Source organism: Micromonospora echinofusca (assembly GCF_017614955.1).
GTDB lineage: Bacteria > Actinomycetota > Actinomycetes > Mycobacteriales > Micromonosporaceae > Micromonospora > Micromonospora echinofusca_A.
Genome location: NZ_WVUH01000264.1, coordinates 1 through 10327, shown reverse-complemented (window position 1 = coordinate 10327; position 10327 = coordinate 1). Strand labels below are relative to the sequence as shown.

14 protein-coding genes and 1 other RNA gene are annotated in these 10327 nt (G+C 64.6%); 8 read left to right on the top strand and 7 right to left on the bottom strand.

Annotation, left to right across the window (positions count from 1 at the left end; genetic code table 11):
* Positions 1–79: 79 nt before the first annotated feature.
* From GSF22_RS24540 to GSF22_RS24530, 3 genes are read left to right on the top strand one after another with little or no spacing between them, the layout of a single operon-like run.
* Positions 80–334 (top strand): hypothetical protein, encoded by a 255-nt coding sequence (locus tag GSF22_RS24540; protein WP_208816094.1) that lies wholly within the window; start codon positions 80–82, stop codon positions 332–334.
* Positions 331–600 (top strand): DivIVA domain-containing protein, encoded by a 270-nt coding sequence (locus GSF22_RS24535; RefSeq protein WP_208816093.1) that lies wholly within the window; start codon positions 331–333, stop codon positions 598–600. The genes GSF22_RS24540 and GSF22_RS24535 overlap by 4 nt, the downstream gene beginning before the upstream one ends.
* Positions 597–851, top strand: a complete 255-nt coding sequence (locus GSF22_RS24530) for a hypothetical protein (protein ID WP_208816092.1) — start codon at positions 597–599, stop codon at positions 849–851. Before GSF22_RS24535 ends, GSF22_RS24530 begins: the two co-directional genes overlap by 4 nt.
* A 161-nt stretch (positions 852–1012) precedes the next feature.
* Here the strand turns inward: GSF22_RS24530 and GSF22_RS24525 are convergent, their stop codons facing one another.
* Positions 1013–1579, bottom strand: coding sequence for a DapH/DapD/GlmU-related protein (locus GSF22_RS24525; RefSeq protein ID WP_208816091.1), 567 nt, complete (start codon positions 1577–1579; stop codon positions 1013–1015).
* 98 nt (positions 1580–1677) lie between these two features.
* On the opposite strand from GSF22_RS24525, the gene GSF22_RS24520 reads away from it, so the two are divergent.
* Complete coding sequence (locus GSF22_RS24520) at positions 1678–2250, top strand: GNAT family N-acetyltransferase (RefSeq protein ID WP_208816090.1); 573 nt, start codon at positions 1678–1680, stop codon at positions 2248–2250.
* 227 nt (positions 2251–2477) lie between these two features.
* A complete protein-coding gene (locus tag GSF22_RS24515; protein ID WP_208816089.1) occupies positions 2478–3041 on the top strand; it encodes a dihydrofolate reductase family protein in 564 nt (187 codons plus the stop codon).
* A gap of 138 nt (positions 3042–3179) precedes the next feature.
* On the opposite strand, the gene GSF22_RS24510 is transcribed toward GSF22_RS24515, so the two are convergent.
* Complete coding sequence (locus tag GSF22_RS24510; protein ID WP_208816088.1) at positions 3180–3734, bottom strand: DUF6036 family nucleotidyltransferase; 555 nt, start codon at positions 3732–3734, stop codon at positions 3180–3182.
* Positions 3731–4237 (bottom strand): helix-turn-helix domain-containing protein, encoded by a 507-nt coding sequence (locus tag GSF22_RS24505; protein ID WP_208816087.1) that lies wholly within the window; start codon positions 4235–4237, stop codon positions 3731–3733. The genes GSF22_RS24510 and GSF22_RS24505 overlap by 4 nt, the downstream gene beginning before the upstream one ends.
* Before the next feature lie 2 nt (positions 4238–4239).
* Here GSF22_RS24505 and GSF22_RS24500 point away from each other — a divergent pair, with 2 nt between their 5' ends.
* Positions 4240–4881, top strand: a complete 642-nt coding sequence (locus GSF22_RS24500; RefSeq protein ID WP_208816086.1) for an HAD family hydrolase — start codon at positions 4240–4242, stop codon at positions 4879–4881.
* A gap of 10 nt (positions 4882–4891) precedes the next feature.
* On the opposite strand, the gene GSF22_RS24495 is transcribed toward GSF22_RS24500, so the two are convergent.
* Positions 4892–5143, bottom strand: coding sequence for a GntR family transcriptional regulator (locus GSF22_RS24495; RefSeq protein WP_208816085.1), 252 nt, complete (start codon positions 5141–5143; stop codon positions 4892–4894).
* 497 nt (positions 5144–5640) lie between these two features.
* Between GSF22_RS24495 and GSF22_RS24490 the strand changes: the two genes are divergently transcribed.
* Positions 5641–5883 carry a hypothetical protein gene (locus GSF22_RS24490; RefSeq protein ID WP_208816084.1) on the top strand — a complete coding sequence of 81 codons (243 nt, stop codon included), beginning with the start codon at positions 5641–5643 and terminating at the stop codon, positions 5881–5883.
* 44 nt (positions 5884–5927) lie between these two features.
* On the opposite strand, the gene GSF22_RS24485 is transcribed toward GSF22_RS24490, so the two are convergent.
* The 3 genes from GSF22_RS24485 to rnpB all read right to left on the bottom strand — a co-directional run bounded on the left by GSF22_RS24485 (position 5928) and on the right by rnpB (position 9230).
* Complete coding sequence (locus GSF22_RS24485) at positions 5928–7637, bottom strand: ATP-dependent nuclease (RefSeq protein ID WP_208816083.1); 1710 nt, start codon at positions 7635–7637, stop codon at positions 5928–5930.
* Positions 7638–7908: 271 nt separating this feature from the next.
* On the bottom strand, positions 7909–8559 hold the full coding sequence (locus GSF22_RS24480) for a hypothetical protein (protein ID WP_208816082.1): 651 nt from the start codon (positions 8557–8559) through the stop codon (positions 7909–7911).
* Positions 8560–8813: 254 nt separating this feature from the next.
* An RNA gene (rnpB, locus tag GSF22_RS24475) (RNase P RNA component class A) lies at positions 8814–9230 on the bottom strand.
* Positions 9231–9404: 174 nt separating this feature from the next.
* Between rnpB and GSF22_RS24470 the strand changes: the two genes are divergently transcribed.
* The gene (locus GSF22_RS24470; RefSeq protein ID WP_208816081.1) at positions 9405–10166 is read left to right on the top strand and encodes a sulfite exporter TauE/SafE family protein; all 762 of its coding nucleotides are present in this window, start codon (positions 9405–9407) and stop codon (positions 10164–10166) included.
* Positions 10167–10327: the final 161 nt, after the last annotated feature.

The following is a 10327-nucleotide window of genomic DNA, read 5'->3' as shown; positions in this document are numbered from 1 at the left end:
GCGGTCACGTACGGCGGTAGTGGTAGCTCGTCCAGCGGTTCGGCGCCACCCGCGCTCCACGCACAACCAGAGGAGGACCATGCCCGGGGCCGCCGAACCGCTGGACGAGCTACCACTACCGCCGTACGTGACCGCCGAGGATGTCGGCTTCGCGGTACGCGCGATCGTCGTACACGCCGAGGAGTCCGGGCGGGACGGCCCGGTCTGCCGGCACGACCTCTTCCCGTACCCCTGCCGGCTGCACCGCTGGGGACGGGCCGTGCTGGCCCGACGCGGCCTGACCGACACGGAGGTCGCAGCCCTGGTGGCGCGACATCCCGGAGCCGAGTCATGATCCACCGGGCGGGGAACAGCCTCGGCCCGCACCACCTGCGGGTCAAGCGGTTCGCCACCCGGTGGCGCGGCCTGGACCCGCAGGAGGTCTACGGCTACCTGCGCGAGATCGCCGACGAGATCGACCGGCTTCAGCGGGAGGTGACCACCGCCCGCACCGAGACCCACCGCATCCGACAGGGCCTCCGGCAGTGGCAGGCCCGGCACACCGATTGCGGCCGGCAGAACGGCCGGCACCGTCCCGGACCCAACGGAGGCCACTGGTGAGCGGCGCACGCTGGATCATCCACCTGCCCACCACCACCATTGACCGGTCGGTCGCCGTCGCGCTGGCCACCACGCTCCGCGCCGAACTCGACCACGTCGAGGTCATCGACTTCGGCGAGACCACCGTCTCCGAGGAGGACCGGCAGTTCCTGCGTACCCGGGTCTGGTGCGACACCCGACTGCCCGGCGGCGCCGGCCGCTGCGCCCTGGCCGACGGGCATCCCGGGGACTGCACGGCGCTCCCCCGCTGATCCGGCCACCCACCGAGGGCCCCTGGCCCGGTCGGACGGGACAGGGTGGTGGCGGTCGGTTGGCGCGGCTGCGGCGTCCTCTCGCAATTTCCGGGAGGTTGGGGTGTCCTGCCGCTGCCGACGGCCCAACCTCCTGGAAACTGTCCGCGCCGTCGCAGCCCTCAGGAGGGTGCAACAGGTGAAGGCTTCAGACGCTTCCGCTCGACAGCGCTCGTTGCCGTCACCACGCTCAGCGGCGGCACGTCCTTCGCGACGACGGCACCCGCGCCGACGACCGAGCCGCGACCGACAACGACTCCCGGAGTGATCGTGGCTGCGGCGCCGATCCACACGTCGTCCTCGATGACGATGGGCGCGTGGGTGACGAAGTCGTACCGCTCGTCAAGCTCGACGGGGTGTCCGGCCGTACTCAGCGTCACCCGGGGACCGACCATGACGCGGTCGCCGATCGTGATGCCTCCGTAGTCGAGGAAGAAGCACCCCTGGTTGATGAACACACGCTCGCCGAACGACGCTCCCAGCCCGTAGTCGCAGTAGAACGGGGGCAGAATCGACAGCGAGTCGGGAACCGGTCGACCGAAGATCTCGGTGAGCAGCACCCTGCGGGCGTCGAGATCATCGAACGGCAGCCCGTTGAGTCGCGAGGTCAAACTCATGACGAGTTGTACGCGCTCCGCGAAGGCTCGTGACTCGGGCGTCCGGGTGCGTAGGCGTTGCTCGTTGCGCATCAGGCGATGCTGGCACGGCGGGTCAGCATCCATCGCGGGTGGCCGGTACCGGATGTCTGGTTGATCGGCCACCAGTCACCGGAGGATCATGGTGCCCCATGTCGCTGCCCACCCCCACCCTGCACACCACCCGCCTCAGGCTGCGTCCCTTCGACGACACGGATGCGGACGGCCTCTTCGCGCTGCACAGCAACGCCCATGTGCTGCGCTACTGGGACGCGCCACCGTGGAGCGATCGGGTACGCGCCGAGCGGTTCGTCACGGCCTGCCGGCAGATGGCAGAGGCGGGCACCGGGGCGCGGCTGGCCGTGGATCGCGCCTCCGACGGGGCGTTCATCGGGTGGTGCGGTCTGACCCGGTGGAATCCGGACTACCGCAGCGCGTCGCTGGGCTACTGCTTCGACGATGCAGCCTGGGGTCACGGTTACGCGACCGAAGCCGCGCGCGCTCTGCTGCGGTGGGCATACGACACGCTGGACCTGAATCGCGTCCAGGCGGAGGCCGACACACGCAATGTGGCGTCAGCCCGGGTGCTGGAGAAGCTCGGGTTCGTGCGGGAAGGGACGTTGCGGGAAGACTGCATCGTGAACGGCGAGGTCTCCGACTCATGGGTCTACGGGCTGCTCAGGCGGGAGTGGCAGCCGTCGTCAGAGCAGGTCCCCGCTCGCTGAATCCCCGCTCGCCCGCGAGAGGTCGATCCGTCCCAGATGTTGTTGCCTGCCGAATGGTCCAGAGACAGTACGGATGTCGTGTCGCCGTCCCGGCGCTGACGGATCCTGGCGTGGCGCTGAGGAATCCTGGCGTGGTGGGGAGCCGGCCCTCGGCGTGGCCTGACCGATGATTCTTCCGCGCCGTGCTGGTCTGTACGCCGGGTACCGACTCACGGGAGGCTGACACCATGCGGAAACTGACCTTCGGCATGAACCTGAGCCTGGACGGCTACATCGCCGCGCCCGGCGACAACCTCGGCTGGAGTGTGCCGAGCGACGAACTGTTCCAGTATTGGTCCGACCGGGTGGCGTCGACCGGCCTGGCCCTGTACGGGCGCAAACTCTGGGAGACGATGAGCTCCCACTGGCCGACCGCCGACCAGCAGCCGGGTGCCACACCGGCGGAGATCGAGTACGCCCGCCGCTGGCGGGACATGCCGAAGGTGGTGTTCTCCTCGACGACCGGCACGGTCGACTGGAACACCCGCCTGGTCACCGGCGACGCGGTCACCGAGATCACCCGGCTCAGGGCCGAGGACGGCGGCCCCATGGACATCGCCGGCGCCACACTCGCCGCGGCGGCCATGCGGGCCGGAGTGATCGACGAGTACGTGCTGGCGACCGCACCGGTCCTGCTGGGCGGCGGCACACCGTTCTTCACGGCCCTGGACAACTGGGTGAACCTGACCCTGGCGGAGACCCGGACGTTCCCGGACGGCGTGGTCCTGACCAGGTACGAAACCAGGCGCTGAGAGGCTCTGAGCTGGTGGGCGACGGACGAGTCGACCTGTACGCCGGATCATGAATGTGATTCGTGCTCTGAGCAGCCGTTTCGTGTGCCAGGTGCCCGTTCAGGGCGTCGCCAGGGCGTCAGAGCCATCCAACGCCCCTCAGCAACCGTCAGGCTCCGGCAGATACGCGGTGATCCAGTCCCTCAGCCGTTTCATCACCAGGGGGTGCACGTCGACAAGTAGTTCGATCCGCTCGGCGACCACGTCCGGCCTCACAAGACCTGCTCGGATCAACGCGTCAGCGAACTTGGTGTCCTTCTCCCTACCGGCCACCAGCTTGGATACCACACAATCGTGCGGATCGAGCGCGTAGCCACGTCCCGGCTGAGTGTTTTCGGACTCCACCAACACCAACCGATCGCGCCAGCCGTCAGGCAATACCGCAGTCGACACACTCACGCCCTGGGCGTAGTAGCCGTAGGTCTCATGAAACGGAGAGAACTCGCCGATGAACGCGTCGACCTGGTCGGCCTTCTGATCGTCCGGATCGTCAAAGAACGCCACATCCACCTCCATCGAGGCAGTGGCTTCCAACGGAAGATCACTTTCCGGAATCGTCCCCAGCACCGACTGGCTACCGATGATGAGGACGTTCCAGTCTTTGACAATCCGACCCGTCGATCTCAGGACATGCTCCAGCTCTTCGCGCCTCACGCCGCCCGTTCCCAGCCGCTGCGCTTGAAGGACTCAAGCACCTTCCGGCGCTGCGGCTGCGAGAGCACGCCAGCAAAGGGCGAGTTCTGCCGCAGCTCGACAGCTTCCGAATTCTCCGAGGTCAACGCCCGAAGGACGGACCCAACCCCTTCGTCGATCTTTCCCTGCCAGCGCCTCAGCCAGACCTCGGTCATGGTCCCCCGATGCTGCCGGAGTAGCCGATCAAGATTCTCCCTAGCCCTACCCAGCACGCCATCCGGATCGGCGACCAGGCTGCCCGCCACCGCTTGGTGCAGCCACAGCGACTTGAGCTGATCACGGGTCAACGCCTGGCTGGGTCGCAACAGCGCCTCGACGTGTTCCCGCTTCACCTTGCGGTGGGCACCCACCCTCACGAACGGCAGGTCTCCACGCTCACACAGGTTGACCACCTGCTGCCGCGAAGAACCCAGCAGCTTGGCCACCTGACCAGTGGTCAGGAGTTCCCCACTCATGGTCACCATGCTTGCCAGGATGCGCCGTAAACGCCAAAAACACAACTCCACGACGATATCCGGGCTGCTCAAGCCCCATCAGCCGCGAGGAAGAGACCGTCTATCGCGTCGCCCTGCCGCCCGAGATCCTGGCCGAACGCGACTCGCTCGCGATCCTGCGCTTCACCGCCACGTTGGGGAGACCCGCCGTTGTCCGCCTGGTCGACGAGGCGCTGTGCCGGGAGGAGGTCGCCGCGGTCAACACCGCCGCACCGACCCCGTACGGTCGTGAGGTCATCGTTGCCGCCCACCAGACCGGCCGGCGAGTCGCCGTGGTGTCGAACAACTCCGCTGCCTCAGTCCACACGTACCTGAACGCGCGAAGGCTGACCAGCTACGTACACCCGGTCATCGGACGCACCATCGCCGACCCGGAGATGATGAAGCTTAACCCCGCTCCGGTACTGGAAGCCGTCCAGGAGCTACGCGCCAACCCGGCCGACCGTGTCCTGGTCGGCGACTCCCCCAGCGACATCGAGGCAGCGCACGCCGCCGGGGTCGCCGCCATCGGGTACGCCAACAAGCCCGGCAAACGTGAACGGCTGGTCGCCGCAGATGTCGTCATCGACAGCATGGCCGACCTGGTGGCCGCCTTCGCCGTCAAGGAGCTGTAGCAGTACGACGCTACGAACCGGCCCCGGTCGAATCCTGGGCCGTGACGTAGGTACCGCGCTGGGGCATGGTCACGACCAAGCCTCGCTCAAGCAGTAGCGCCACCGCCGCACGGACCGTGCCCCGACTGACCCCGAACTCCTGTCGGAGCTGAGTCTCGCTCGGCAGAGTTTGCCCCGACGTCCACTTGCCCGTCTCGATCCGCTTCGTCAGCAGGTCAGCGAGCTGCACGTACAACGGCGTTGGGGACAGCGGATTGGTCACGCCACCAACCTAGAAACGACCTAAACGCCCTGGTCATATGGTACGTCCTGGACGTTCTAGACGTCCGGGACGGCCATCAGGTTGGAGACCAACCCACGGAGGTCACCGATGTTCGCCCGACTCCGAAAGTGGTTCGGCCGACCCACCCCGACGCCGCTTCTCGACCAGACCGGACCGGCAACCATCTACCCCGACCGCGCCGGAGCTGCTCGCCCCCGCCAGGAGACACGCCAGTCCGACAGGATCGACCCCACCGGCCGCCAGCAACGCGACGAGCCGATGACAACTCCGGGAGCCGAGTGGCGCCCATTGCCCAACCGGAGACTCCCAGTCGCCAGCCGAGAGGCTCCCCTACTGGTCCAGTCCGCCGCCTACTGCCTCGACTACCACCGACGCAACAAGTGCGCGAAGTGCCCGCCCGCAGGCATCTGCCCCATGGTCCTCATAGCCCGCTCCCGCATCCTGGCGTGGCGGCGGTACCGCGCCCTCAACGGCCGATGGCTGTGACCCTGCCCAGGGCCGGAGACGTCGTGCACCTCACCAGGGCCGCAAGCGTCCAGTTCACCAACCCGATCATGTTCCGCGTGATCCGCGTACTCGACTGGATCACGTACGACCACTGGGTATGGCTCGACGGCTACCAGCTTGGCCCCACGGGGGACGCCGTTGCCCGCCGAACCGTCTTCGTACAGCAATCAGGAATACGAATTATAAACTACAGCAACACCCGGGGAATTTGAACAAAAATCGAGCACACATGCAGCCCGCCCCTTTTTGCTGACACTCAGTCTCGATTACCAATAATTCTCCGCATATGGTCCTTCGCCGTTACGCTAGCATGCGCTCCAGAGCCTATGGCAGCTGACACCCAAGCTGGCCCTTTGCGAACTTCAACATGGCTCGCAAACCTCTCAAGTTCGCCCTCGCGAACGACACAGATACCCAGCTCGTCAAGTCGACCAAGAAGCCTTTCGGCAGCCGCACGACTCTCACCCGTTCTAAAGGCAGCCATTCCATAAAGCTTGAGGGCCTTCCATGGATTTTCACTCAAGCGCATCTGAGCACGAACAGCTTGCGCGGTTGGCTCATCCCAAATTTCGTCAGAAATTGGAGACAGTACTGCATTAACAGCATCGATTATATCGCGATTCCTGGCTTGGGGCCTAGGCGTGCGGAACGGCTTGGTTACCCGGTCATAGTCATCTAAGAAGTCGCGCCAGTCGCCGCCAAACTGAACCACCAATTTCTTAAGCTTACTACCATCATCCAAAATATCAAGATCCGGTGATGCCACAATTCGAACGCCAAGCGGGCCGAACGCCTGCACGATCTTCGACATTCCGTCCTTCCCCCCAGTAGGCACAAACAGCACTTCACTCGGTGGGACACGAACTGATTCAGCTTCATCTAAGGCATCCAGAGCGGCACGGTAGAAGCGGCAATCATCATCCCCTTCCGCAAGTACCACCAAGTGATGAAAAAGCCCCTCTAGAGCGTTAGAATATCGGAGGACGGAGTCACTCCAGAGCGATCTAACGTCGGAACTTTTAAGCTGCGAGGCAACAGTTTCATTGCCCGATCGGTCGAGCCTAACGATAGAAATTTCATGCTTACCATCGAGAAGCCCGCTGACCAGATTGCGGTCGTGGGTGGCGAGAACGATTTGGGTTCTTGTTCGAGCAGCAACCTCCCCTAGGACGCGCCCCAGCTCGAAGGCCTGCGGCGGATGAAGAAAAGCTTCGGGCTCGTCGATCAGAACTATTGGGTACGCCGACGGCACAATCGTGAGCAGCATGCCTAGAAGACTGCGCACACCGTCGCCTTGCTGGGCTAAAAGTGGAAGGTTTGCAAGAGCATCTCGGTACTCTCTTGTGACAGAATCAACAGGAGGTGCAGGCGTTGAAACCTTTCCCATGCGCAATGAGACAGTATTGCTCAACCTATCGAGAGTCAGTGGCATTCTAAAGATTCTCAGGCAGATGTCATTGAACTGGCGCAGCAATTCCGGATCATCTTCCAAGTAATGCATGGGATGAGTGGGCGGGTGGGAAATATCCTCTCTCCTAGAAACACCACCAGCAAAATTCACCCGACCAACAGCCTCGGAGCGATAAATAAGGAACTGTGCAATGTAGCCTAGAACATCCTGGCGCCACTGGCGCCTGACATGTCCCTCGGGAACGCCCGGCGAATGCCCTGGCAAAGCAAAGTATCCATTCGGTTTCGCGTAACCTTGAACACTCAACCAAGAAATCAATTCTGCTTCACTCGAAGACTTAACCAAACTAACCGATTCAACTACATTGGTAGCCAGCTTTTCATCATTACCGTTTCGCGCCAAGAGGGCAGCCATCTCTGACAGCAAGCTTGATTTCCCGACATTGTTTCCGCCAACAATCACGGTAATTCCTCTGTCGGGTAAAGCAATCTCCGTCCCGGTTTTGAGTTTTAGCGCTCCTATTGCTATTGAGAGATTCGCATCGCCGTTGATCAATTTAGCACCAATTCGCTCAGAGGGATAGCCACAGAAAGCCACAAGGCCGCCGGGATGACTCGTCAAACACTAGCGGATCATGGGTGTCTTATGTGGACCCATGCATGCTACTGATAGCGATGATGTCGTCGACACCGGTCGCAGCTGTCAGGCAACCCAAGTCTCGCAACAGCCAGCTTGACGGAGACAGCGAGAAGTGGTCTTCTTTGCCGAATCGTTCTTTTCTAGATCAAGGCGCCGCGCCGCAGAGACCTGCCCATCTGACGCAACCTCAGAAGTCGGCGTGAGGCCGACGCACCTCCGTCGCTGACACCCGGTGCGGATCGAAGTGCAGCTCATTGGGGCCGTAGCAGTCCGCCATCAGGGTTGCCACCTCAGCGCCGCAGGGACACACCTGGTTCGACCCCTCGGTACCGTTCGGCCCGCAGCACCCGATCAGGCGGTCGCCTTCCGGGTGCAGTCGCAAAGTAGAGGCATCATCCGGATGCACGACGATGGTGTCACGTGGGCCAGCAGAGACGACGTTCACACCGTCGATCATCATCGGGAGGCCAGGCATCGCATGCAGCAAGTCGTCGTCCTGGTTCTCCGCTGGCACAAAAGGGGTGCCGAACGGCTCAGGGTCTACGGCGAAGAAGCCTCGGGGCATAGTCGCTGGTCCTGGACCACGACCGTCGTAAGCCGGGCGAATCAACTCTCTCATGGAAAGCGCAAGGTCGGGTGTCAGCGCCGCACCGCAGCGCCCGCAACTGAAGACGACCATTCGTAGAGTGTTGCAGCGGGCAACGCAGTCGGACAGCTTGCGGCGGTACGGAAGCCGACGCGGCTGGCCGCCGTCGAGGTCGGGGCTTCCGGCTGCCGCGCCAGTCCAAACCCCGGACTGGCTTGCCACCGGATCGCCGGGTCGCTGCACCAACTCCACCGCCAGGACGTGCCCGGCCCTCTCCCCCACCTCACCCGCCGTCGACAAGGACCAGGCCGGCCGCCGCAGTGCCCAGCCGAGCCACCGCAGACGGCTCAACTGAGCGGAGGGTCAGGGTTTCCCGGGCCGTCCCTGGGCCGTCTGGGCCGTCACCGGGCCGTCAGACGTCGACCAAACTTGACCAAGAACGACCATCGGTGAGAGAGAATAAGACCAGCTCAGAGCCTTGATCGAGGCTCTGAGCTGGTGGGCGACGGACGAGTCGACCTGTACGCCGGATTCTGTCCCGACACACGCCGTTGCCGGCGGCGCCGGTGGCGGCCATCCATCTCGGTCTGCCGTCGCCGGCAGACTCCAGCGGCCTACCCGCAGACATCGGGCGGGCCGCCCTCGAACGTCTGCGCGGACCGTCATCGTTGCCGGTGACGGTCCTTTCTTGGCCTTGCTCCGGGTGGGGTTTACCGAGCCATCCCGGTCACCCGGGATGCTGGTGGGCTCTTACCCCACCGTTTCACCCTTACCGGACCACATGGGCCCGGCGGTCTGTTTTCTGTGGCACTGTCCCGCGGGTCGCCCCGGGTTGCCGTTAACAACCACCCTGCCCTGTGGAGTCCGGACGTTCCTCGGCGACGGGCCTTCCGGCCCGCCGACGCGACCGCCCGGTCGACTCGTCCGTCGCGCCATCATCGTAACGATCAGGTCCCCGGCGTTATTGCCGCCCTCCACCGACGGTGGCCGACAGGACCGGCGGGACCGTTTTTCGGTGTACGAGGCCGAAGTGCCTGGCTGCGGTGGACGAGGTCGGAGGGACCGGCGGCGGCTGAGCGGCGTAGCCTCAGCTCACCATGGACCTCACCGATGCTGCGCTGCTGGTCGGCGCCGGGCTCGCGGCCGGTACCGTCAACGCGGTGGCCGGCGGGGGTTCGCTGATCACCTTCCCGGCCCTGATCGCGATCGGGCTGCCGCCCGTGTCGGCCAATGTGAGCAACTCCGTGGCGGTCTGTCCGGGTTACCTGGCCAGTGTCGCCGGCAGCCGGAAGGACCTGCCGGACCGTCGTACCCTGGCGAAGCTCGTGCCGACGGCGGCGCTCGGCGTCGTCGCCGGCTGTGTGCTGCTGCTGGCCACCCCGTCCCGGGCGTTCGAGCTGGTGGTGCCGTTCCTGGTGCTCGGGGCCACCGCCGTGCTCGCCTTCCAGCAACGGTTGCGGCAACTGGTCGGCCATCCGAAGGACGTGAGCGCGCGTCGCCGTACCCTCAGCGTGCAGGTGGTGGTCGGGGTCGGCGCCATCTACGGCGGTTATTTCGGCGCAGCGCTCGGGGTGATGCTGGTGGCCGGTCTGGCCCTGGTGATGGACGCCACGCTGGCCCGGGTGAGTGCCATCAAGAACGTGCTGTCGGCGGTGGTCGGGCTGACCACGGTGGTGATCTTCGGCCTGTTCGGGCCGATGAACTGGGCGGCGGTGGCGGTGATCGCGCCGGCCACGCTGATCGGCGGCTATCTCGGTGCGCGGTTGGCACGCCGGTTGCCGGCCAACGTGCTGCGGGCCGTGATCGTGGTCTTCGGTACGTCGATCGGGCTCTTCCTGCTGTACCGCGCGCTCGCCTGAGGTGTTAGGAAGGGCCCCTTCCTATACAAAAAGCGGCGGTTTCTGGGGGTCGTCGCAACACCTGATGGCTTATGTGGTTGTCAGTAGATCACGCAGACGCTCGGCTGGGTTGTCCCAGCCGAGCGTCTGTCGTGGGCGGCCGTTGAGTTCCTGGGCGACGT

Excerpts from the sequence above, each read along its gene's own strand:
- GSF22_RS24535 (WP_208816093.1), top strand. The coding sequence starts at position 331 with ATGATCCACCGGGCGGGGAACAGCCTCGGCCCGCACCACCTGCGGGTC.
- GSF22_RS24525 (WP_208816091.1), bottom strand. The coding sequence starts at position 1,579 with ATGCGCAACGAGCAACGCCTACGCACCCGGACGCCCGAGTCACGAGCC.
- GSF22_RS24520 (WP_208816090.1), top strand. The coding sequence starts at position 1,678 with ATGTCGCTGCCCACCCCCACCCTGCACACCACCCGCCTCAGGCTGCGT.
- GSF22_RS24505 (WP_208816087.1), bottom strand. The coding sequence starts at position 4,237 with ATGGTGACCATGAGTGGGGAACTCCTGACCACTGGTCAGGTGGCCAAG.
- GSF22_RS24515 (WP_208816089.1), top strand. The coding sequence starts at position 2,478 with ATGCGGAAACTGACCTTCGGCATGAACCTGAGCCTGGACGGCTACATC.
- GSF22_RS24470 (WP_208816081.1), top strand. The coding sequence starts at position 9,405 with ATGGACCTCACCGATGCTGCGCTGCTGGTCGGCGCCGGGCTCGCGGCC.
- GSF22_RS24490 (WP_208816084.1), top strand. The coding sequence starts at position 5,641 with ATGGCTGTGACCCTGCCCAGGGCCGGAGACGTCGTGCACCTCACCAGG.
- GSF22_RS24540 (WP_208816094.1), top strand. The coding sequence starts at position 80 with ATGCCCGGGGCCGCCGAACCGCTGGACGAGCTACCACTACCGCCGTAC.